The 23,043-nt window shown below is 46.5% G+C and carries 18 protein-coding genes; 16 read left to right on the top strand and 2 right to left on the bottom strand.

From position 1 onward, the window contains the following. Window positions 1-157: 157 nt before the first annotated feature. From Q1V85_RS01345 to Q1V85_RS01315, 7 genes are read left to right on the top strand one after another with little or no spacing between them, the layout of a single operon-like run. Entirely contained in the window at window positions 158-1,027 is an 870-nt protein-coding gene (locus tag Q1V85_RS01345) for a hypothetical protein (RefSeq protein ID WP_300596648.1), read from the top strand. A gap of 39 nt (window positions 1,028-1,066) precedes the next feature. Then, on the top strand, window positions 1,067-1,918 hold the full coding sequence (locus Q1V85_RS01340) for a TssN family type VI secretion system protein (protein WP_300596646.1): 852 nt from the start codon (window positions 1,067-1,069) through the stop codon (window positions 1,916-1,918). Window positions 1,919-1,941: 23 nt separating this feature from the next. Then, complete coding sequence (locus Q1V85_RS01335; protein WP_300596644.1) at window positions 1,942-3,093, top strand: hypothetical protein; 1,152 nt, start codon at window positions 1,942-1,944, stop codon at window positions 3,091-3,093. Window positions 3,094-3,143: 50 nt separating this feature from the next. Then, window positions 3,144-3,665 (top strand): type VI secretion system TssO, encoded by a 522-nt coding sequence (gene tssO / locus Q1V85_RS01330; RefSeq protein ID WP_300596641.1) that lies wholly within the window; start codon window positions 3,144-3,146, stop codon window positions 3,663-3,665. Between the two features lie 25 nt (window positions 3,666-3,690). Beyond that, complete coding sequence (locus Q1V85_RS01325; RefSeq protein ID WP_300596639.1) at window positions 3,691-4,782, top strand: PKD domain-containing protein; 1,092 nt, start codon at window positions 3,691-3,693, stop codon at window positions 4,780-4,782. A gap of 11 nt (window positions 4,783-4,793) precedes the next feature. Continuing rightward, window positions 4,794-5,222, top strand: coding sequence for a GPW/gp25 family protein (locus Q1V85_RS01320; protein WP_300596637.1), 429 nt, complete (start codon window positions 4,794-4,796; stop codon window positions 5,220-5,222). A 37-nt stretch (window positions 5,223-5,259) separates the two neighbouring features. Beyond that, window positions 5,260-7,092: a hypothetical protein gene (locus Q1V85_RS01315; RefSeq protein ID WP_300596635.1), complete on the top strand. Its 1,833-nt coding sequence runs from the start codon at window positions 5,260-5,262 to the stop codon at window positions 7,090-7,092. Window positions 7,093-7,125: 33 nt separating this feature from the next. Here the strand turns inward: Q1V85_RS01315 and hemW are convergent, their stop codons facing one another. Continuing rightward, window positions 7,126-8,247, bottom strand: a complete 1,122-nt coding sequence (hemW, locus tag Q1V85_RS01310; RefSeq protein ID WP_300596633.1) for a radical SAM family heme chaperone HemW — start codon at window positions 8,245-8,247, stop codon at window positions 7,126-7,128. A gap of 94 nt (window positions 8,248-8,341) precedes the next feature. Here hemW and Q1V85_RS01305 point away from each other — a divergent pair, with 94 nt between their 5' ends. From Q1V85_RS01305 to Q1V85_RS01285, 5 genes are all read left to right on the top strand, one after another. Next, a complete protein-coding gene (locus tag Q1V85_RS01305) occupies window positions 8,342-10,147 on the top strand; it encodes a POTRA domain-containing protein (RefSeq protein ID WP_300596631.1) in 1,806 nt (601 codons plus the stop codon). A gap of 339 nt (window positions 10,148-10,486) precedes the next feature. Continuing rightward, window positions 10,487-12,394, top strand: a complete 1,908-nt coding sequence (locus Q1V85_RS01300; RefSeq protein WP_300596629.1) for a S9 family peptidase — start codon at window positions 10,487-10,489, stop codon at window positions 12,392-12,394. Between the two features lie 421 nt (window positions 12,395-12,815). Further along, window positions 12,816-15,971: a TonB-dependent receptor gene (locus Q1V85_RS01295; protein ID WP_300596627.1), complete on the top strand. Its 3,156-nt coding sequence runs from the start codon at window positions 12,816-12,818 to the stop codon at window positions 15,969-15,971. A gap of 11 nt (window positions 15,972-15,982) precedes the next feature. Further along, window positions 15,983-17,866, top strand: coding sequence for a RagB/SusD family nutrient uptake outer membrane protein (locus Q1V85_RS01290; protein ID WP_300596625.1), 1,884 nt, complete (start codon window positions 15,983-15,985; stop codon window positions 17,864-17,866). Window positions 17,867-18,051: 185 nt separating this feature from the next. Next, complete coding sequence (locus Q1V85_RS01285; protein ID WP_300596623.1) at window positions 18,052-18,600, top strand: GNAT family N-acetyltransferase; 549 nt, start codon at window positions 18,052-18,054, stop codon at window positions 18,598-18,600. A 52-nt stretch (window positions 18,601-18,652) separates the two neighbouring features. Here the strand turns inward: Q1V85_RS01285 and Q1V85_RS01280 are convergent, their stop codons facing one another. Next, complete coding sequence (locus Q1V85_RS01280; RefSeq protein WP_300596621.1) at window positions 18,653-19,348, bottom strand: basic secretory protein-like protein; 696 nt, start codon at window positions 19,346-19,348, stop codon at window positions 18,653-18,655. A gap of 292 nt (window positions 19,349-19,640) precedes the next feature. On the opposite strand from Q1V85_RS01280, the gene Q1V85_RS01275 reads away from it, so the two are divergent. The 4 genes from Q1V85_RS01275 (at window position 19,641) to Q1V85_RS01260 (ending at window position 23,018) form a co-directional block, all read left to right on the top strand. Further along, a complete protein-coding gene (locus Q1V85_RS01275; protein WP_300596619.1) occupies window positions 19,641-20,969 on the top strand; it encodes a DUF4271 domain-containing protein in 1,329 nt (442 codons plus the stop codon). Between the two features lie 10 nt (window positions 20,970-20,979). After that, window positions 20,980-21,783, top strand: coding sequence for a uroporphyrinogen-III synthase (locus Q1V85_RS01270; protein WP_300596617.1), 804 nt, complete (start codon window positions 20,980-20,982; stop codon window positions 21,781-21,783). A gap of 100 nt (window positions 21,784-21,883) precedes the next feature. Continuing rightward, window positions 21,884-22,702: an outer membrane protein assembly factor BamD gene (gene bamD / locus Q1V85_RS01265; RefSeq protein WP_300596615.1), complete on the top strand. Its 819-nt coding sequence runs from the start codon at window positions 21,884-21,886 to the stop codon at window positions 22,700-22,702. Further along, window positions 22,677-23,018, top strand: a complete 342-nt coding sequence (locus Q1V85_RS01260) for a DNA-directed RNA polymerase subunit omega (protein ID WP_090393568.1) — start codon at window positions 22,677-22,679, stop codon at window positions 23,016-23,018. Before bamD ends, Q1V85_RS01260 begins: the two co-directional genes overlap by 26 nt. The last annotated feature ends 25 nt before the right edge of the window (window positions 23,019-23,043 follow it).

Raw genomic sequence — 23,043 nt, 5'->3', positions numbered from 1 at the left:
TTCTTCGTAAAAATAGATCATTGCCCTGCTACAAACCATCGCTATTATTAGGTATAGCCCGCCGCCGCCTTTTTTTCTACTTTTGGACAACCAGATTGTATTGATCGGGTTACGATGTCATAATTAAAACAACATGAGCTCCCGGGGTCACCATATTATGAAACCTCCGTTTCGCGCAGAAGCTATATGCGCGGGACTGATTGAGTCGGGAGCAATGCTGGAAAAAATCATCGTCCATGCAAAAGGCGGTTTTAAAAAAAGCTATAGCAGCGATGTATCCGAAATGGTCGCAACCGAAACTAACGGCGCTTTTGAGATGGTTGTAAACCGGGATGGCATCTATGACAAGCTGCCTGAAGGACTTTTTCATCAAACCAGGGGCAACAGCCGGGTACGCACGGTTCAGGACGCCGTAGATGAGCACAAGCGGTTTAAGGAAGAAGAGCGGCAGGCCCGGAGTTTCTTTGCCCCCCTTGAGCAATTATTGTTCCGCTACCAGGTTTTTGTAGAGGTTGAAGAGCGGAACGCATTGTTTACGCTGCAGAGCGGAAGACGTGACCAGGCATGGTTCCGGTTCTGGAACTTTAGCGAAACACTGCCGGAGGCAGCAGCCGGCCGGATGCTGCAACTGATGCCCTATCTCCATTTTATCAAGGGCGATCCGGTATCTACAGAAGCGGCACTAAGCCATATCCTTCTTAAGAAGGTAAGGCTGAAACGGGAAGAACGCTTAAACAGTATTGCCATGCAACACCGCGCTACGCTGACAGAAGCCTGTATGGGAATGAACAGTGCATTGGGACATAATACCCAGGAGCTTTTTCCTTGCTGGATCTTCACCATTGAAGGAAGATCAAACGACGACATGCAGCCATTTATTAAGCAGCCCGGCCAAACGACCATTCTTCAAAAATTTGAGGACCTCTTTATTCCCTTTGAAATAGATGTGCTGTTCGAATTTGAGATCCGGGAAGAAGCGGCCGGCAAAGATCCTGGCGCGGTATTGGGCTACGGAGCGCATATTTAACCAGGGCCTTATAAACATTTATTTCAAAACTTCAGCAATATGGCGTTAAAGTTTTTCATACTCTACGCAGGGATCTTTCTTTTCTCTTCACTGGCCTTGATACCCCTTACCCGGCAAATGAGCAGCACCTTCACCAATATGGGCAAAAAGCCCTGGGTCTTTAGTTTCATTACCGCCGCACTTTCATCCGGAACCGCATTTGCCATTACCTATCTTACGCAAAACCTGTTTACCACATTCTGGCTGCTGAGCGCCGTATTTCTCCTGCTGGGCTTTTTGTTTATACTACTGGTACATAAAAAATATTTCCGCGCCCGGCGCGACAACCGGAATAAACAATTATTTGCAGAACTACTCTTTGGATTCTCCATCCTCTTTCTTTGTGTAGCCGTATTCTCCTCCTTGCAATACTTTCTGAAAGACCGGAATTTTATGTACTTCCCGGTATTGCTTTGCATGCTTTTCTTTTTTGTTCCCTTATTACTGCTTCATACGTTTGACGCAGCCATCAGCATTCCTTCACCGGAATATGATGCCTGGAGTTATCCGCAGCAGGAGATCGAAATGCCGGATGAAAAAGAAGGGGAACACCTGTATGTGATCTGGTTCGAAATTGCAAAAAAAATCACCGGCGATCAGCAGCGCACTTTTTTCAGGGGAAAGGCTCCTGAAGATATGCTGCTGGGAGATCTGTTCTATCATTTTATTAACGAATACAATGAAGACCACAGCGAAACCCCGATTGAGTACAGCAGCCAGGGGAAAGCCGCTGATTGGATGTTCCGCACCCGTCCGAAATGGTATCGTTTTTCCAGGGTGCTGAATGCCACTACCACCGTGGCTCAAAATCATATAAAGGAAAATACCATCATCATTTGTGAACGCGTTTAATCATTCTTTTCAAAAGCTAAAACATGGATAACGGATTTAATTTTTTGCGGGTGAACTGGTCAGACGGCATGAAGCTGAACAAAGAGCTGTTTATTGCCCAGGATAACGCTGCCGCGGCAACCGCATACCAACTTGCGGCAACCTTGCTTTCATCCATCCGGTATGGATTGATCCCGGATGAAAAAAATTTTAATGTACGGCTGTCTATCGACAACCAGAACACGATCCGCGTATCGGTACTTGCACTGAAAGCGCTTACCCTGTCGGGCGTGCCCATCCTCATCGATGCTTTTACGGATACAGCCGCCACCGATGGTGTACCCGCAGTATCGCTGGAGTTAAACGGAAGCCAGTCAGCCACCCGCTGGGTGGTATTGCTGGCCAAACCGTTTGAACGGAATCCTGCAGGCACCATTGATCCGGAAGAATCCCCTGCCCGTTTTCCCTATGTGAAAGCCGGGTTCAGCGTACATATAGCAGATGAACACAGCATTCAGCAATACCATCAGCACCCACTGGCGATCATCATCGGTAAAATAGCTGTTAACGGGAACGGCGCCCATATCGAGGAAGAATACATTCCTCCCTGTATGGCACCTGCTGCATCTCCGGACCTGCTGGGATTGCACGCGGAACTGGACCAGTTTCTCGCAGGCCTGGAACAATCCTGCTCCATGATCGTTCAGAAAATTTATAAAAAAAGCCAGCAGAATGCATTATCGGAGCTGGCGCGCTTTCTTTGCGACCGGATGATGCTCTTCCTGGGACAATCGATCACTGAGTATCGCTGGAGCATTGTCTATGAAACGCCGGCAAAAATGCTTAGCCAGATCGCCGCTTTGGCAAGGGTTATAAAAAACACCATCGACCTCCGCATCGGCTCCGGAAAAGATGAATTGATGAGTTATCTGAGTGAATGGTGCGAGCTTAACCAGGGAGAGCTGGAAGGACTGCTCAATGAAATGGCACTCCTAAGATACAATCACAATGATATCAATGAAAATATCCGGCAGATCATACAATTTGCCAAAGTGATCGGCAAACTTTTCACAACGCTGAGCAACCTGGAATTCATCGGCAAACGAAAAGATTCAGGGCTATTTGTAAAAGAAGAACAATCTTTCCCGGTTAATGATACCAATGCGCCCAAACCCAAACGAAGATTTTTCGGTTAGCCTGCTGATGCTCGTTACTGACTATATACTCAACTTAAAACAGATCATTCATGAAACCCAATAATACCAACGAAAGAAGCAGTGCCTTTGCCCGGTTCCTGGTTTTCTTTTTACTGACCATTGCGCTGATTGTTACCACCATCTTTTTTGGTATCCGGATCCCTTATGCGGAGAATGAAAAGCTCCGTGAACAATTGGCCATTATCGAAAAAGAGAACCAGTTCAGGGATCACTTTGCCGGTGATATGTTACAGACACAATCCTTGCTGGATACGGTGAACATGGACCCTGCAAAATCCGGATTGATCGATGGGCGGATAACGCAAAAGATCCAGGACATGGACGCTCAACTGAATAAAAACGAAACCAGCTCAAAAGAAATTTACGCACAGATCATCAAAGCACTGAACAATACGCAAACCGACAAAAAGGGGTTACGGGCGGCCAGCAGTAAAGACTCCGTGGTTGCTATGTACAATGCACAGGTACAGGAGTTGAAAAATTCGCTTACGAAATGGCAGGATTCTTATAAACAATTGGAGATGCAGAACCTGCTGCTGCGTCAAAAATAACGGGTGATCTTAAATCTTTTACCGTATGCATTTTGTATATACCAAACAATGGGGCCGGTTAGATTTCAGGGTATGGATCTCCCTGATCATCGTTGCAGCAGTGACGGTGGTGCTGCTCAGCTATAAAGTGGCCACCAATGTGACCTGTCCCGAATTTCAGTTAAAGACCACCAGTAATATCAATCATATTTCAGAAGGTCCGCACACGTATTTTGTAAATGAACAGGTACGCTTTTTTGCAGCCCGCAATGATGCCAGCCTGATGGTTACCTGGAATTTCGGTGATAAATCGGCTACTCAAATCGGTGCTTCCGTAACCCACAACTTTATTAAAGAAGGTAATTATCTCGTTACTGCTGTTATTAACGGGCGGTGCAAAGAATCCATAAATATCCGCGTCATACAGAACAGCACACTGATCAGCACAAATAGCAGTCCACAGGTCAATCGCATCGTTTCGGATGATGTGGTATCTACCGGAAATGAAGCTGTTTTCAATACTACCGCCGAATCATCTGCATACAACTGGAGCATACAGGAACTGCCGGAACTGGGCCAGCAGGTAACCAGGGCAGCAAAATTTATTTTTACAAAGGCCGGCACCTTTACCATACTGTTAAAGCTGGATCAGGGTGCTTCGTATCAAAAAACCATCCAGGTTACCGATCCCCTGGGGCCTGCAAGTGCGCCCACATCCAATATACCCTTACCACCGGGGCCTGCCGAAGCAGGACCGCCCCCGCTTCCGGCTCAGGCACCTGAAAAAAAGCAGGAGGAAGCAAAACAGGAAGATCCCAAACCCGCCGTTCAGGAGCCTCCTCCGGCGGCCGCAAAAGTATATGATCAATTACCCGAACCAGCTATACAGGCAATGCTGGAAGAAGTAGCAGAAGGTAAAAAAACGGTAGCAGACTTTAATAATATCCTGTGTAATGGTGCCGGAACCAAAGTAATGGCCAATGACCAGCCTACTACATTTGCAGCGCTCTGCAATGAGCTGAAAGAAAAGAAAGGGTTACCCCTGCTGAAAAGAAAAAGAAGGATCCAAACCTTTAAAGTTGTAAGAGACCCAGCAGCCGGAAATTGTGTAAAGATCATTTACATCACCTACAAATAAATGCGGCACAGATGAAGGAATATTTAAAATTACCGTTGCGGTTCGACCAGTTTTTCGACCGGAAAAAGCTGCCATCCTGCGGGCTGGTAGATTCTATCTACCGGAACCTCCACCTGATCATAACAACCGTGCATGGAGAAAATAAAACAGACGCCGCTTATGGTGCTTCATTCTGGGAAACAGACTACGATATCCACCTCGACAATGACGCGCGGAAAGAACTGATCGTGGATAATTTAAAAAAACAGATCGCCTTTTATGAAAAAAGACTTATCCATGTTGAAGTACATGTAGACGTAAAACTGGCGATACTGAACACACAGAATGCCGATCTCCCAAGAAGAAAAATTGAGATCACGGTCAGCGGCCAGATCCAGAAAACCCTGGAGCCCTTCCGGTTTCAAACCGGGTTGTTCATCGGACCACTTACCCTGGATTAATGTCTGCCTCCCAAACTCATCTCAACCAGATTCAATTATGGAACTATTAAAAAAAGAACAGATCCGCGACCGGATGATCCGCCTGGCAGCCGCACACTGGCAGGTGCCGGAAAATGAAATTGAAGCAAACTTTGACCCGCTGCTGATGCTGATCTTCGACGTATTGGCCGGAGAAATAGAGCAGATCGGTTACCAGATCAATGATGTCAAAAGCCATTTGCTCAACGAACTGTCTACCATAATGCTTCCGCATGCACTGTTACGGGCCAAACCGGCATCCTGTATCTTAACGGCTACACCAGCCGAAAAGACCGCCATACTGGACCAGGACCATTGCTTTAATACCGTAGCCACTACCCAAACACCCGGAGCACCATCTACCGAAACCGAACTTTGCTTTACGCCCAACGGTGCGGTACAATTATTCCGCCTCCATACGCTGTTCTTAAGAACCGGCAACAAGGTATACAAACTGGGAGATGCCGGGCGTAAGGCGCTGGTATATGAAGATGCGCGGGACAAGGCCCCGGTTAATGAAATTCATTTTACGCTGCATACAAAAGACCTGTTTGAAAATCTGCAGGGACTGCAGTTCTTTTTCGACCTGAAAGGACATTCTGAAGCTTCAAATTTTTACTTTGCGATCCAACATGCCCGGTTATTGATCAATGAGCAGCAAGCTACGTTTACGAAGGGCTATTATCAGCAGCAGCAATATGAAGCCGGTTTAAAAGACAGCCTGGAAACGGAGGGCGATTACACCCGGAAGATCCGCAGAGAAGTAGCCGGAATTTATGAACAGCAATTCATTACAGTACAGCAGGAATCGCTTGCTGCTACGCCGGCGGATGCAGCCATTTTACAGAACCTGCCGGATAAACTGCAGGAAGAGCTCCGCGCAAAAGAGGTCATCTATATTACCCTGAAACTGAGCCGGTATTTTCAGCAGGAAGTACTGGAACGGCTATTGATCGGCGTAAATGCATTTCCTTCGTTAAACCGGAAGCCGGAAAAAGTTCATTTTAAAACCGAAAAATGGATCAATATCATTCCCCTTCCGGTTAAGGGCTCTTATCTTGATATTCAACGTATAGAAGGCACAAACGGCGGCCGGTACAAACTACGTCCCGATTCGGGTGAAGATCCCATCCATGAAGGACAGGCCATTGTAAGAACAGCAAAAGTAGGAAAAGAAAGCAGTCGTGATGTACGCAATACCATCCATAGCCTGCTGGAAACCATCCGGGATGAAAGTGCTTATTTCAGCAGAACGAGTAATGATTTTATTGCTTCCCAGCTTCATGAAATCTCCAAATTACTTACACGCCTGCAGGAACGCCTGGCCGTTTCAAAGGACGAGAAACCCGCCTTTAACTATGTGCTGTTAAGATCAAAGAAAGAACAGGAAACCGTGTTTGTTGAATACTGGTCTACCACACCGGAAGCGGCGGCGGCTGTAAAGGCCGGCGCAGGCTTCAAACCCATTACGCATGCATTAACTACAGGTCCTTGCTTTGCGCTTACCGCTGCTGGCGGAGGAGTAGAAACCTATAGCGATTATGCCCAGCAGCAAATGCTGGTACGCCAGCTTTCCTCGAGGGGAAAGATCATCAGTAAAGAAGACATCCGGCTTTTGTGCTATGAGCTTTTTGGCACCCGTCTCCAGAAAGTGATCATCAACAAAACCATGCGCGTGCTTCAGGGGCCCAAAACAGGCATCACCCGAACCATTGGGATTGACTTGTACCTGAAAGAGTCCGATTATACGGAAGAGGAATTAACCTATCTTCAAAAACAATTGCGTTACCAGCTGGAGACCAACGCCAGTTTTGCATTTCCGTTTGAAATAAACCGGGTATACAGCGATTAAATTGCGGACCGGAAGCCGCCGGTTGCCACCCTGCTATTCCGTAGCAAACAGGTCGGCCGCGATGCCATCCGCAAACAACTTACCTTCATTGGTGAGCCGGATACCGGTATCATCCATAATCACCAATCCGCGTTCCCGGTATGTTTCTGCCGCTTGCAGGATCCGCCGTTGCGCCGGTTCATCCAGCTGCGCTAATAAGATACCTTCCGTTGTACGGAGTGCAATCATTACATATTCATTCTGCCGTTGTACAGGTGTTAATACTTCCTCTTCATACGGAATATGCCCTTCGCTGATGGCACGGATATATTGCTGGTTATTCGCAACATTCCAGCGACGCAGCTCCCCGTTAAAAGAATGTGCCGCCGGTCCAAAGCCATAATAAGGCGTGCCTTTCCAATAGGCGCTGTTATGGCGGCTCCGGAACCCGGGCCTGGCAAAGTTGGAGATCTCATAATGTTCGTAACCCGCAGCCTGCAGCCAATCCATCAGCAACAAAAATTGCTCCGACTGTATATCACCATTCACATCTTCCTTTATATGTTTCCGGACCATTTTATCCAGCGGGGTCTGTGGCTCCACGGTAAGGGCATAACAGGACAAATGCGGGATACCCGCTTCTAAAGCAATATCCACATTCTGTTTCCACCGTTCGTTACTCAAGCCCGGAACACCATAGATCAGATCCATGGTGATATTGTTAAAGTACTGTACGGCAAGCGTTAGCCCGGCCCGGGCCTGGCTCGCATTATGGGCCCGGTTCATCCACAACAGGTCCGATTCAAAAAAAGACTGCACGCCAATGCTCAGGCGGTTAACACCGGCAAGCTTCCAGGCCTCCAGTTTTTCGGGAATCAGGTCATCCGGGTTTGCCTCCAGGGTTATTTCGGCATCGGCCGTAACCGGGTAATGCGTCCTTACCTGTTTTAACAGGAACACAATATCTGCTGCCGGCAGTAAACTGGGCGTTCCCCCGCCAAAATAAACCGTATGCACCGGCTCCTGCTCCAAAAAACCGGAGGCCGCAGCAAATGCCGTTTCCTTTGCAATGGCTTGTACCAGTTCCTCCCGGTAGTGCAGGGAAGTGGAAAAGTGAAAATTACAATAATGACAGGCCTGCTTGCAAAACGGAATATGGATATAAATACCAGACAATGACGGACGATTTATTTGTTTATTATTTTTAATTCGTGCACAGCGCCCGGAACGATACATCGTTCACCAAAATGGCGTTTATTTGTGTTTCCGAATGACAAAGGTACAACACCGGTTAACGCTGCTCCTGTTATTTTTATGGATGGGCTTTCATGCTGCCTCCCAGAACCGGTATGCGCTGGTGATTGCTCCCATAGACCGGTCTCCTGCTTTTATCAACGACACCCTGGGCATTAAAACCGATTTTATTAACCGGGACGATTGCCATCAGTACACCGGTCAGTTGCTTCCGCTGTTGCAGGCGAAGGGCTATATCACCGCGTCTGTCGACTCGCTGCGGCTGGATTCCACCTCCGCCTATATGCAGCTTTTTACGGGTATGCGCTACACCTGGGAAGCTCTCTCTACTACAGAAGAAAGCCGCAAATGGCTGGCACAGGTAGGCTTTGATCCGCATCTTTTTGAAGATCGTCCTTTAGATTATGAACTGCTGGGCAATATACAACAACGGATGCTGAACTACTTTGAAAACCATGGCCACCCTTTTGCCAAAGTATATGTAGATGCACTCCGGATACAGGGAGATAAGGTATCTGGGCAGTTACAGGTGCGCCAGGGGCCACTTTACCGGGTGGATAGTATCCGGATTACGGGAAACGCAAAACTCAGCAACGACTATCTTCAGCATTACCTGGATATCCGGAATGGGTCCGTATACAACAAGGAAAAACTGCAGCGCATCAGTACCGAACTTAAAAAACTCAATTACATAGAAGAAACCTTCCCGCCCCGGTTTTACTGGGGAAGCACCGGAGGCATTCTGGAAATATTCCTGCAACAAAAGAAAAGTAACCAGGTGAACTTTATCGTTGGCTTTTTACCCAATAGCGATGCTGCTACATCCAAAAAGCTACAGATCACCGGGGAGGGATTGCTCAACCTGAAAAACGCCCTGGGTGGCGGAGAAACCATCGGACTGGTATGGCAAAAACTGGAAGCAGCCTCTCAACGCCTGGATATTGCCTTTTTACAACCCTACCTGTTCCGGTCGCGCTTTGGGCTCGATTTTGCATTTAATATGCTAAAAAGGGATTCCAGCTATCTCAATTTCGAATACCGCGCCGGCACACAATACGCCATCAACACCCGGCAAAATTTCAAGCTCTTTTACAACCAGTTTTCTACCATCATCAGTGCAATCAATAAAAACCAGGTACTGCAAACCCGGCAGCTGCCCCGTGAGGCCGACGTAACCATTTCCAATATCGGGATCGAGTACCAGCTCAATACGACCAATTATATCTTTAATCCGGTTTCCGGTTTCGATATAAAATTCACAGGAACCGGGGGACTTAAAAAGATAAAAAAGAACAACCAGGTGCTGGAACTGGAAGATCCTGAGGATCCTGCATTTAACTTTAGTAGTTTGTATGATACGGTAAAACTCCGGTCAACACAGGTTCGTACGATATTGTCAGCCGCCCGCTATATACCTTTATCGGCCCGCGGCAACAGCACCGTCAAAACAGCGATACAAGGCGGATACCTGGCCGGTGAAAACATTTTCCGGAACGAATTATTCCAGATCGGCGGCTACCGGCTGTTACGCGGTTTTGATGAACAAAGCCAGTTTCTTTCGCAATATGCCATTGGCACACTGGAGTACCGCTACCTCGTGGGAGAAAACTCCTACCTGAATGCGTTTGCGGACGGCGGCTGGGGATATGACGGAAGCCGGGGTGTGCGGAAAAATTATAATTTCCTGGGAGTGGGCATCGGACTGGCGTTCGAAACCAAGGCGGGGGTATTCAACCTGGCCTGGGCGGTTGGGAAACGGAACGACACCAACTTCAACCTGCGGCAGTCAAAGATCCATTTCGGGTTCATCAGTTATTTTTAGGATACGCGATCAGCTTTTAGTATTCAGCTGTCAGCCATCAGTTATCAGTTTTCAGTCTTCAGTTATCAGTCTTCAGTTTTGGGTGTCCCTGTTCGGCCGTGATAAATCTATTGATGATTCGCATTAAATAAAGATTTGCTTACTCAGAACGGAATCATCTGAAAACTGATTGCTGACTGCTGATAGCCAGTACGTGAGCATTCAGCCATTAGCTTTTAGCCTTCAGCTGTGGTTGACTCGCGATCGGAGATACAGCATCAAGTTTCAAACGGATCTGACCTGAAACTTTAAACCTGGAACCTGGAACAAAGAAAGTACCTTTGCACAAAATTTTTTCACATGAGAAAATTATTCATCATTCTATCCGCATTTTTTATGCTGAAAGCCAATGCACAACAATATCTCAGCCCGGAAACACTGCTGAAGCTGGGCAGGGTTAGCGCTGTAGGAATCTCGAAAGACAAACAGTCGCTGATCTATAAAGTATCGACCCCAAATATTGCTGCCAACAAGCTGGATTCAAAAGAATACGCTATCCCGCTTGCAGGAGGACAGCCGGCGGAACTGACCAGCTCCGAAAGCCTGCTCGACAACAACCGTATTTCACCCGACGGAAAATACATCCTCAGCAGCGAAGCCGTGAAATTAAAAAAAGTAATGGGCAGTGATCTTTATCCGGAACTGGATAAAACATCGGCGCAGGTATATACTGCACTCAATTACCGTCATTGGGATACCTGGTTTGACGGCAGTTTCAGCCACGTGTTTTTTGCACCATATACAAATGGGCAAGCCGGTCAGAAAAAAGACATCATGCCTAACGAGCCCTATTTTTGCCCGCAACAACCCTTTGGCGGAGATGAAGATTTTATCTGGTCGCCGGACAGTAAGCAGATCATTTATGTAACCAAGAAAAAATATGGAACCGATTATGCGGTCAGCACCAATACCGACATTTACGCGTACGACATCGCCTCCGGCACTACAAAAAATCTTACTGAAGCCAATAAGGGTTATGATGTAGCCCCGGCCTTTAACAAACAAGGGAAGATGGCCTGGCTGCAGATGAAAACCGATGGATATGAGGCCGACAAAAATGACCTGGTGGTCATGACCAATGGCGTTACAGTAAACCTCACCGGCCATAACGACCAGATCAATGTATCTTCTTTTATCTGGAGCAACGACGGTAAAAGCCTGTTCTTTATAGCACCGGTAAACGGAACGGAACAACTATTTACCGTAAATGATATTGGTCTTACCCGCATGCTGCCCCGCATTCAGCAGATCACCAAAGGCGATTTTGATATTACTTCCATCGTGGCTCAAACCGGTGATGAGCTCATCGTGGCGCGGGAGGATATTTCGCGGGCTTCCGAGATCTACAAACTTCATATCAAAACCGGCGCACTCACACAGTTAACGCACGTAAATGATGAAGCCTATCAGCAGATTGCCCCGGTTAAAACCGAACGGCGCTGGATCACTACTTCCGACCAGCAGAAAATGATGGAATGGATCGTTTATCCGCCCAATTTTGATCCCACAAAAAAATACCCCACGCTTTTATATTGCCAGGGCGGGCCCCAGTCTGCCACTACACAGTTCTATTCCTACCGGTGGAATTTTCACCTCATGGCCTCCCAGGGTTATATTGTGGTAATACCCTCCAGGCGTGGAATGCCGGGCTTCGGCACCAGGTGGAATGCCGATGTAAGCAAGGATTGGGGCGGAAAAGTAATACAGGACTACCTGGATGCCATTGATGATATCTCAAAAGAGCCTTACGTAGACAAAGACCGCAGGGCCGCAGTGGGCGCAAGCTTTGGCGGCTATTCTGTTTTTGCGTTAGCAGGCCGACATCAAAAGCGGTTTAAAACATTTATTGCGCACGATGGTGTTTTTGACTTTACCGCTATGACCGGCACTACCGATGAGCTTTGGTTTGAACAATGGGAAAAGGGCGGCTATTACTGGGAAAAAGACAATAAGATAGCCCAGCGTTCCTATGCTGCATCTCCGCTGAATGCCGTAGCCCACTGGGACACCCCCATCCTGATTGTTCAGGGCGGCAAGGATTACCGGGTACCCATTGAGCAGGGCCAGGGCGCTTTTCAGGCAGCGCAGCTGAGAGGCATCAAAAGCAAATTCCTGTTTTTTCCCGATGAAAACCATTGGGTGCTCAAACCCCAGAATGCTATGGTTTGGCAACGCGAATTCTTTGGATGGCTAAAGGAAACGCTGTAACAGCAGCTGTCCGTAGTTGAAGATATATGGATGAAGCCGGGGATATGATCTCCGGCTTTTTCATTTTCGAACGGCGCCAACACACTACGACTGCTACCACAACAATTGCGCCATACCTTACCAGCCAGCAACATATTTGGAGTACAAAGGATTTACAACGTTTTCGTAAATCCTTTGTATCATTCTGCGCTTTTTATTCGTTATTTATTCATTAGATTTGTGATGCTTGAGCATGTGAAATGTAAATCGGAATAACGATTGTATTTTTTTAGAAGATCTTATTGAATCCCGTTCAGCATGTCTGCCAAACAGGTAGATGATGACCGGATCATTATGCCATCTCTTTTACAAAACGATTCCCAATATTAAACTAAACCAAATTTAAATCATGAACAGCTGTAGAAACTGGATAATTGTATTTTTGACAGTTATCGGAATGTGGAAAGCGGAATCGTCCCTGGGTCAGAGCAGCCGGTGGACCATTACCGGTGTTGTTACCAGCCAGGGAGGCGCTCCGCTACCAGGAGTTTCGGTCCTGATCAAGGGAACCAATACCGGGGTCATCACCGACCAAAAAGGAGCATTTATCATCTATGTTCCGGAAAAAGCAAATGCAAGGCTTGAATTTACCTCAACGGGCTACGAGCCACAGGAAAGGGATATTACCGGCAACGCGAAGATACAAGTGGTCATGACTGCAACAACGATGGGACTGGATGAAGTGGTTGTGATCGGTTATGGTACGGCCAAGCGGAAAGATGTAACCGGGGCCGTGGCATCTGTGCAGGCCACCAAGCTGGAAAAAGAAGCGCCCCGATCGGTACAGGACCTGCTGCGGGGTAATGCCGCCGGTCTTATTATTGGACAGGGTAATCCAAGAAGTGCAGCTAAGGGAGATGCAGATATATTGGTAAGAGGATCCGGTACACTTAAAGCCGGGAGCAGTCCTTTAAGTGTAGTAGATGGGGTCATTTTTGACGGTTCCTTTGCAGATCTTAACCCAAACGATATCCAATCGATCGACATCCTCAAAGATGCCAGCGCTACTGCCGTCTATGGGGCAAGGGCTGCTAATGGCGTGGTATTAATTACCACTAAAAAAGGAACCGTCGGTAAACCCCGGATTACGTTCAATGCCAATGTGGGTATGGTAGAAGCCGCGGCAATGCCCCGCGTAATGAACCCCGAGGAGTTCCTGCAATGGCGCTATGACTACGAAGTGGGCAGACGGACAGACGCTGATCTTCAAAAATACCCGGAGATGTTTATCGACCCGCGAAAGCTAACCAATGTAACGCCATTAGACTGGTATAACTACAGTCAGAAAACACCGGTAACTTCTGTAACCGATGAACAACTCATCCGTGCCTGGTTAACCCGGCTGGATCTGAAAAGTCCCGAAATTGACAATTACATAAATAATAAAATTACCAACTGGCAGAAGCTGGTTTTTCAGCGAGGTTTACAGCAGGACTATACAGCAGCTGTTTCCAACAGGAACGAAAATTCCAGTTATTATTTTTCCCTGAATCATGTAGACCGGCAGGGGATCGTGAAGGGCGATCGTTTTAAAGATTTCCGCACAAGACTGAACCTGGAATCGAAGGTGACCTCCTTCCTGAAAGTAGGTGCTAATACCAATTTTTCTGTCCGGAACGAAGGCTTTTTGCAGGCTGACTGGAACCAGATGACGGCCATTTCTCCTTATGGCTCCAATAATATTGGTGATACCAGTATCCTGCCGCTTTACTGGCGCCTGCCTACCAGCGATGCCACCCCGGTAAACCCCTTTTATGATAACCTGTACCGCGACCGTAAGGATCTGACTACTTCGCTCAATTCGAGCCTGTATGGTATTATTACACTTCCTTATGGTTTTGAGATCCAATCGAACTATACCCCCTCCCTGGTATGGCATGAGTACTACAATCATGAATCGTCCAAGAACATCAACTGGACTTCTACCGGCGGCAATAGCGAGCGCCAGTTCGAAAAAACCTTTAACTGGCAAATCGATAACGTGCTGCGGTGGAAAAAACGCTATGACATTCATAATTTTGAAGTAACCCTGCTGCAAAATGCGGAAAAGGGTCAGTTCTGGATGACCGATGCCACAGCATCCAGTTTCAGTCCCAGCGACATCCTGGGTTACCATCGTTTACAGGCAGGAACCGTTCCACATGCTTCCAGCAATGATACCTACAGAACCGGGGATGCATTGATGGGTCGCTTCTACTATTCTTTAAAAGACCGCTATATGCTGACCGCTTCCATAAGAAGAGATGGTTATTCTGCTTTTGGTACCAAAAACCCGAGGGCAACATTCCCTGCGCTGGCCTTTGCCTGGGATGTATCGGAAGAGAAATTTATGCAGTCAACATCTTCCTGGCTGGATTATTTCAAACTACGACTTTCCTGGGGTAAGAACGGGAACCGGGATATTGACCAATATGCCGCCTTATCCGATATGACCTCCGGTTTACATCCTTACATTAATCAGGCAGGTGTAGTATACCTGGGGTCGCAGCTCTATGTGAGCCGCATGGCCAATCCCGATCTGAAATGGGAAGCAAAGGCATCCTATAACCTGGGATTGGATTTTTCCCTGTTTAAAAACCGGCTGAGTGGTACCATTGATGCCTACACGGCTACTACCCAGGACCTGCTGGTGGACCGTTCGCTCCCATCGGTTGTAGCTTTTTCGAGCGTGGCCGCCAACCTTGGCCAGATGAATAACAAAGGCTTCGAGATCAACATCAACGGGAGCATCATTCAAAAGAAAGATTTCAACTGGAACTCCGGCTTAATGTTTATGCTTAACCGAAGGAAGATTGTGCATTTATACGGTATCATGGTCGATGTAAAAGATGCCAATGGCAATGTGATCGGGAAAAAAGAGGCAGATGATATCAGCAAGAGCTGGTTTATAGGTCATGATCCGGACCAGATCTGGAGCTATGAGCGGGTTGGAGTATGGCAGGTAGCAGAAGCCGCAGCGGCCGCAAAATACGGAAACCAGCCCGGCGATTTCAAATATAAGGATCAGAATGGCGACAGCCTGATGACCAATGACGACAAAACCTTCCAGGGATATAAAAGCCCGCGGTTCCGCTGGAGCTGGAGAAATGACTTCAACTATAAACAATGGTCCCTGTCTTTATTTATTTATTCCAACTGGGGTCAAACAGAACAGTTTAACAGGGCAGCCAACAGCAGCAGTTTCCCGGACCGGACCACCGATTATATGCAGCCGAGATGGACGGTTAATAACCCTATCAACGACTATGCCCGCATCGGCTCTAAAAACCTAGGTACTTATTATGTGGACCGGTCATTTATTCGTTTCGATAATATATCCATTTCCTATGCTGCCCCCCAATCCTGGGTAAAGGCCATGAAGGCACAAAGCCTGCGCATTTCTGCAGCCGTAAGAAATGTGGTGTTCTGGGCGCCGCACTGGACTTTCGGCGATCCTGAATCCGGCGGATATCGTACAAAAAACCCTGATGGGAACGAATATACACCCGGACAGCCTACACCCCGTACCTATAATTTAAGTCTTAACCTGACCCTTTAATCTTTAGTACCATGAAACGAACAATTATATATAAAAAGCTATTGCTCATTTCCCTGATGGCGCTTATACTGGTAGCCTGTAAAAAAGACTGGCTGCAACCTAAAACGCTATCGCTATACGAACCAAGCGTTACGCTTACGGAGCCCGGCAGTTTTTACTCAACCCTGGCAGCCGGTGAACGCAATATGCGGCATGAATATTTTGGAGATGCGGCTCCTATACTTACTGAAATTATGCAATCGGAAGTAGCTGTGGAAGGCACCACCGACAAAGCCGGCCCACAAATGGATATGGACGTATCGCTATTACCGGATGCCGATCTTAACAATATCAATACCACTAAAGTGGGCTGGTATTTTACAGAAGGCTATAATGCTGTTAAATATGCCAATACGGTGATCATTAATATCGACAGGGCTAAGTTTAAAGACGATGCCGAAAAGAATGCCGTGCTGGGCGCTGCTTACTTCCAAAGAGCCTACCGCTATTTTAAGCTGGTACACCAGTTTGGAGATGTGCCCTTTATTGATACCGTTTATGAGCGCCCCAAATACGATTTTTATTCAAACGATCGCTGGAGTATTTTGGCACGTCTTAAAAAAGACCTGGAATTTGCCTATCAGTGGGTTCCGGAGAAAGTGGATCGCGGACGTACTTCAAAATCAGCTTGCGGGGTGCTGCTGATGAAAGTGTGTATGGCCTTAACTGATTTTGACCGGGCCATTGCAGTAGGTAAGGAAATTGTAGCCCTGCACCCGCTGATGAAAGAGCGCTTTACCTCTAATAAAACCAAACCCAATACAAACTTAATGTTTGACCTGCATAGCGTGGATGCCAAGTTGGATGTAACCAACACCGAGGGTCTTATGTATGTGGTGGCCTATCCAAATATAGAACCGCAGGATCCAGCCCCTAACGATCGCATCCAGATTATGCGCAATGCCGTTCCCTACTGGAATGGTGGCGGCATTATAACCCCCAACGGCGCAACGGGCACCGTTTCTCCGTCGCCCGCAGGCACTCCAGACAGCCTGGACCTCAATAGAACGTACGGACGCGGCATCGGGCGTTTACGTCCTACCTGGTACTCTACCAATGAAATATGGCGGGCCGATAAGGAGGGCAATGACCTGCGCGGACCTTATAACCACGATAGCTGGAAGCGGATGGAGGATCTGATATATAACAACCCCGACCTGCTAAAAAACAAAAATCCCTGGTATGCCAAACACTTTGTAAAACCGGCAGCCATGAGCGTGGAAGATACCATCCGCCTTTGGTTTCCCTGGCCGCATTATAAAACATTTGTTCCGGACCCATTACAAAGTACCTGGGCCGGTGGCCAAACCCCCTGGTACATCTATCGATCTGCAGAAGTGTACCTGATGCTGGCAGAATGCTATTACTGGAAGGATGATTTGGGATCGGCCGCTGTTGCCATGAATGAAGTACGCACCCGGGCAGGAGCTACGCCGCTCACCGCCGCCGATATCAATATCGGAGAGATACTGGACGAAAGAGCCCGCGAACTTTATTATGAAGAAAACCGGCACGTGGAACTGGTACGCATCGCCTACACCTATGCTAAAACAAAAAAACCCTGCGAAATATTTGGCGGACGTGTATACAGCCTGGAGAATATCAGCGGCCCCGGAGGCGCCAACTCCAATGTAAAACAAATGGGTATCAATTTCTGGTACGACCGGGTAGCGAGCCGGAGCAATTTTTATAACAAAGGCGTAAAGCATAAATGGGCCGAATATAAAATAAGCGTGCATCATATTTTATGGCCCATTCCTTCAAATGCCATCACCGTAAATGTAAACGGTGTCATCAACCAGAATATCGGTTATCCCGGCGCAGAGCGAAACGTAAAACCATTGAGTCTTAATTAAAGAACTTTTTCAACAATCACATAAAGTAGATTACAAGCACATACACTCCTTGTGTATCAGAGCCGTTCATTCCTGAACGGCTTCTGTTTTTTTAACCCAGCATCACTATCCCAACTGTATATGAACCGGCTTCCAATACAAAACGGATGGACCTTTTCTTTATCTTCACCTGCAAAACATTTGTGATGATGAACGCTTCACCTTCAACCCCACCCTTTTCAATTCAGCCAGTTCTTGAAAATGCGTACGTAAAACTTATTCCATTAAAAGAGACCGATTTTGAGCGCCTGTTTGCCGTTGCTTCCGACCCGGCCATCTGGCAGATGCACCCGAATAAAGACCGGTACCAGCGAAAAGTATTTGAAACGTTCTTTGAAGGCGCATTACAAAGCGGCGGCGCCTTTCTTTGCGAGGCCCCTCCCAATGGCGGGCTGGCAGGAAGTACCCGGTTTTATAATTATGATCCACAGGAAAACAGCATTTTTATCGGGTATACCTTTTATGCCACAAAGTTCTGGGGCACGGGACTCAATACACAGGTAAAGCAGCTCATGCTGGAATACATTTTCCAATTTGTAAACACCGTTTATTTCCATATCGGTGCCGAAAACTACCGCTCACAAAAAGCCATCGAAAAGCTGGGAGCGGTTAAACTTAAAGAAGAATGGGTAGCCTATCACGGGGAACCCGACCGGCTCAACTTTGTTTATTGTATCAATAAAGCGAAAATATGATCCGCCTCCGATATCCGCGGCAATAAGCAACATACAGACTTGTTAAAACAGCTTACAGGGCAGGATTCTTTGAATATTCCAGCCATAAATCATCTACCGGTTTTCCGGTAATCGCCTTCCAGCTGTCTGCAGTATAGGTGTGATTCCGAAGGGCTGTATTCAATGCTTTTACAGTACCGCTTTTAACCCGGGCCTCAATCCACGCCAGAAACCGCGCGGTTACCCGGTATCCATCCGAATATTTCTGCCGGTCTGAATAATCCGGAAGTTTCCAGCCTGCGCCACCATTATCAATACCATATTTAAACCGTATATAATCTGCAATTCCTTCCGTAATCCACCAGGGGCCAACACTTCTTCCGTAGTTCTGCACAATATGCATTACTTCATGTGTTACCACATCAATATCTCCGGGATGCTTTGCAAACCAGGTGGGATCATAGGCTACTTTTCCTCCGCCGGTGGCGGCTACACCATGATAGGCAGTATCGATCTTAAAGTATACAACCTTTGCTGCCTCCTGGTTAAAGTCCTGTACCAGCCGTGGATATACGGTAAAAAAAGCATCCACCATTCTTTTTTTTACTGCCGCACTAAAATCATCCGCATTAGATGTAAAATGCAATACATACCCGTTTTTTTCAAAGCGGCTGTCTTCATAATTAAATACAGAATCGCGGTTGCCGGCAACCGAGGCATTAGCATGGCCCAAAATAAAAAGACCTGCAAGTACGAACCAATATTTCATAAACATTTTTTAATGGGTGTGCCGTTCCTGCTGAAACATCTGTATGCATCTGGCAGGAGTGCCTGTTTTTGCCAGAAAAATATTACAATTCCCGCAATCAGGCAAATCCGCGCCAACCTTTATTTTCGCTTCACTCCCGGTTCAACAGCACCGGTGATTGTTTTATTAAACCCCGAACTTCACCCGGGCCATCTTTTTCAGTAATATTGAAGGCAGCTTGTTATTTTTGCGTTTCAAAGATGCCTTTATTTTGATTCGTTTATCCATCATACTTTTTTTGAGTTTCTTTTGTATGAGCCATCTGTCCGCTCAAAAAAAAGACAGTGCAAAAGAACAACCGCAGCCTGCAAAGCCGGCATCACAACAGGGGGCCAGCCGCAAAACCACAGCCACGCGGCCGGCCGCCCAAAAACCGGCTGGTACAAAACAAAAGCAGCCGGTAACACAGCCGGCGGCTGCGGGTAAAAAACAAACTCCGGATACCCCGGCGCAAAAAGCTTCGGTCAATCCAATAAAAACGACGCGGCCTGCTGCTCCGGCGGCGAACCATAAACCTGCGATTCAAAAAGATACAACGCAGAAAAAAAATGTTTTAAAAAAGACTATACTTCCAGCCGCAAAAAAGGACACGACGGCTGTAAAAAAAACCGTGCATCACCCGCAAACCGGTATCCGGCGCGATTCTACAGGAAAAGCAGTATCCCCGGCGCATCTGAAAAAAGATAGCACTGCAAAAGCGGCAACAGCATTGCCCCCTGCTCCACCCGTTGCCATCGATTCTACCAGGATCAAAGCCATCATTGCAGACAGTTTAAAAAAAGAAGCACAGTTTACAGCGCAGGAGCAGTTGTTTAACCGCACGCAACAAATCCTTGCCGGGCACCCGTATTATGCTTTTTCCAAAGCTCCGGTCATCACTCCATACAGCAAACGGGTTGAACAACCGGGAGAAGAAATTTACTTTTATACGCTCGCGGGGATCATGTTGCTCTTTGCGGGGTTTAAAACCGCATTTTCTAAATACTTCGATGACCTTACCACCTTGTTTTTCCGGCGTACACTAAAACAGCGCCAGCTACAGCAACAGTTAAGTCAGAACACACTCCCATCATTCCTGTTTAACATTTTATTTGTATTCGTAGCCGGGTATTACCTCTCCCTGATGGCGGAGCAGCTCACGGCAAATGAATTGCCCTATCCCTTTTGGCAGTTATTTGCATTTTCCGTTGCTTTTGTATCTGTAGCATATCTGGCTAAATTTTTCCTCTTAAAGTTATTTGGCTGGCTTTTTAAATTACAACACCTCACCGATGCCTATATCTTCCTGATCTTCCTGGTAAGTAAGATCCTGGTATTGTTCCTGCTTCCCGTAATCGTTATTACGTCATTGGGAGGTACCGGCATTAAAACCATTATCTGGACGCTTAGCTGGCTGATCATTGGCGCGTTATTTCTGTATCGCTTCATTGTTGCCCTTCAGATGGTGCAAAAAAGCAACAAGATCAGTCTCTTTCATTTTTTTATTTACTTCGTTGCTTTTGAACTATTGCCGGCCTTTGTAATCTACAAGTTTATTTTACACTTTTTAACGGGGAATAGCGTACCTTTGCACCCAATTTAGGTGAATTTTAATGTCAAGTAACGTAGCAACAAAACCCGTGGCGAAGCCTGAAGCTGGAAAAGTGCAGCATATACTCATCAGCCAGCCAAGACCAAAGAGCGAAAAATCCCCCTATTTCGACCTTGAAAAAAAACATGGTGTTACGCTGGATTTTGAGACCCTGATCATGCTGGAGCCGATCTCCGGAAAAGATTTCAGACGTCAAAAGATCAGCATCCCCACTTATTCAGGCGTGATCTTTACCAGCCGCAATGCCATTGATCACTTTTTCAGGACCTGTGAGGAAATGAAGATCAATGTATCGCAGGACACCAAATATTTTTGCATTACGGAAGCGGTAGCACTCTACCTGCAAAAATTCATCCTCTACCGTAAAAGAAAGGTATTTTATGGCACAGACGGCAGTAATAAAAGCCTGCTGGATGTGATCAATAAACATAAAGAGAACCTCAACTTTTTATATGTATGCTCTGAAAATCAGCAGGATAACGAAATTATCAGCTGGTTAAAACAGCATGACTGTTCTTTTGACCTGGCATTTATGTACCGCACAAAAAGCAATGACATAAAAAAATCGCTGGGCAACAAAAAGTTTGATGTACTCTGCTTCTTTACACCCAGCGGCGTAAAAAGCTGGTTTGACAATTTCCCCGACTTTAAGCAGCAGGAGGTCGTAATCGGTACTTTTGGTGATAATACAAAGGAGGCAGCCATAAAAGCGGGTTTAAAACCCCAAATTGTGGCTCCTTTACCCAAAACACCCAGCATGATCACCGCCCTGGACCAGTTTTTGGCCGGTTCCGGTACCAAATAAGCCAACAAACTTCTCTTTATCAAAAGCTTAACGACTCATTTTTTGGGTAGCTAAGGTTTTTATTAATATTTGCATGGTTATAGTTAACTTTGCAAACTTTATGAGGTTTTTCGTCATCATTTCCGCCTTATTTTTAATGTCGTCCTGCGGGCCGGGCATGAACAAGATTTTGAAAAGTAAGGATGCTGCCTACAAATTGAAAATGGCAGACGCTTTTTATGCTAAAAAGAAGTACAATAAGGCACAGATGATCTATGAAGATATTCTGCCTTATTATAAAACAACGCCACAGTTCCAGGACATTTATTATAAGTACGCGTATTCCGCTTATTATCAGCGTGATTATGCTATGGCCGAAAATTATTTCAAAACCTTCATGGAAAGCTTTCCCAACAGTCCGAAATATGAGGAAATGGAGTACATGCGGGCCTATAATTTTTACAAACAATCGCCCAAAGCGGAACTGGATCAAAGCACTACCTTTAAGGCTATTGGAGCGATGCAGACCTTCATTAACACCCATCCCAACTCTGTACGGCTGCCTGAAGCCAACCGGATCCTGGATGAGCTGAGAAGCAAACTGGAAATAAAAGATTATAAAAGTGCAAAGCTTTATTATGATATGGGATATTACCGGGCTGCGGGCGTAAGTTTTGCGGCGCTTCTGGAAAATTTTCCGGAGTCCCAGTTAGCAGATGAGTATAAAATGATGTCCGTAAAATCATTTTACCTTTTTGCTGAAAACAGCATCATCGATAAAAAACCTGAACGTTTTAAGGAAGTGATGGATGAATGTAAAGAGTTCATCGATCGTTTTCCCGAAAGTAAATACAAAGCCGATATTGAAAAATATATGGCGATGTCACAATCTCAAATTCAAAAATTTAGTAATAATGAGCAAATTAAGAAGGCATCTTAGTGTTGGTACTCCCAGTAGCGTAGAAACCAAAAGCCTGCAGGAGATAAAAAATAAAACCGGCAATATATATGAATCTATTGCCATTGTTAGCAAAAGGGCCAACCAGATCAATATTTCCATAAAGGAAGAATTGCATAATAAACTGGATGAATTTGCCAGCCACACCGATACGCTGGAAGAGATCCATGAAAATAAAGAACAGATAGAGATCTCCAAGGCATACGAAAGAATGCCGAACCCGGCCCTGCTGGCTACCCAGGAGTTCCTTGATGATAAAATTTACTACCGCAAAGCTGAAGACGAATTGTTCAGCTAAGCGTGCATGTATTTCAATACCCGCC

This window comes from Niabella sp. (assembly GCF_030150205.1).
Classification (GTDB): domain Bacteria; phylum Bacteroidota; class Bacteroidia; order Chitinophagales; family Chitinophagaceae; genus Niabella.
The sequence above is the reverse complement of the archived record's forward strand: the minus strand, read 5'-3'. Positions and strand labels throughout refer to the sequence as shown.

Coding starts and splice junctions, on each gene's coding strand:
- Q1V85_RS01270 (WP_300596617.1), top strand. CDS start 20,980: ATGTCAAGTAACGTAGCAACAAAACCCGTGGCGAAGCCTGAAGCTGGA.
- Q1V85_RS01260 (WP_090393568.1), top strand. CDS start 22,677: ATGAGCAAATTAAGAAGGCATCTTAGTGTTGGTACTCCCAGTAGCGTA.
- Q1V85_RS01320 (WP_300596637.1), top strand. CDS start 4,794: ATGAAGGAATATTTAAAATTACCGTTGCGGTTCGACCAGTTTTTCGAC.
- Q1V85_RS01325 (WP_300596639.1), top strand. CDS start 3,691: ATGCATTTTGTATATACCAAACAATGGGGCCGGTTAGATTTCAGGGTA.
- Q1V85_RS01335 (WP_300596644.1), top strand. CDS start 1,942: ATGGATAACGGATTTAATTTTTTGCGGGTGAACTGGTCAGACGGCATG.
- Q1V85_RS01315 (WP_300596635.1), top strand. CDS start 5,260: ATGGAACTATTAAAAAAAGAACAGATCCGCGACCGGATGATCCGCCTG.
- Q1V85_RS01280 (WP_300596621.1), bottom strand. CDS start 19,348: ATGAAATATTGGTTCGTACTTGCAGGTCTTTTTATTTTGGGCCATGCT.
- Q1V85_RS01340 (WP_300596646.1), top strand. CDS start 1,067: ATGGCGTTAAAGTTTTTCATACTCTACGCAGGGATCTTTCTTTTCTCT.
- Q1V85_RS01285 (WP_300596623.1), top strand. CDS start 18,052: ATGATGAACGCTTCACCTTCAACCCCACCCTTTTCAATTCAGCCAGTT.
- Q1V85_RS01275 (WP_300596619.1), top strand. CDS start 19,641: ATGAGCCATCTGTCCGCTCAAAAAAAAGACAGTGCAAAAGAACAACCG.
- Q1V85_RS01345 (WP_300596648.1), top strand. CDS start 158: ATGAAACCTCCGTTTCGCGCAGAAGCTATATGCGCGGGACTGATTGAG.
- bamD (WP_300596615.1), top strand. CDS start 21,884: ATGAGGTTTTTCGTCATCATTTCCGCCTTATTTTTAATGTCGTCCTGC.
- tssO (WP_300596641.1), top strand. CDS start 3,144: ATGAAACCCAATAATACCAACGAAAGAAGCAGTGCCTTTGCCCGGTTC.
- Q1V85_RS01290 (WP_300596625.1), top strand. CDS start 15,983: ATGAAACGAACAATTATATATAAAAAGCTATTGCTCATTTCCCTGATG.
- Q1V85_RS01305 (WP_300596631.1), top strand. CDS start 8,342: ATGACAAAGGTACAACACCGGTTAACGCTGCTCCTGTTATTTTTATGG.
- Q1V85_RS01300 (WP_300596629.1), top strand. CDS start 10,487: ATGAGAAAATTATTCATCATTCTATCCGCATTTTTTATGCTGAAAGCC.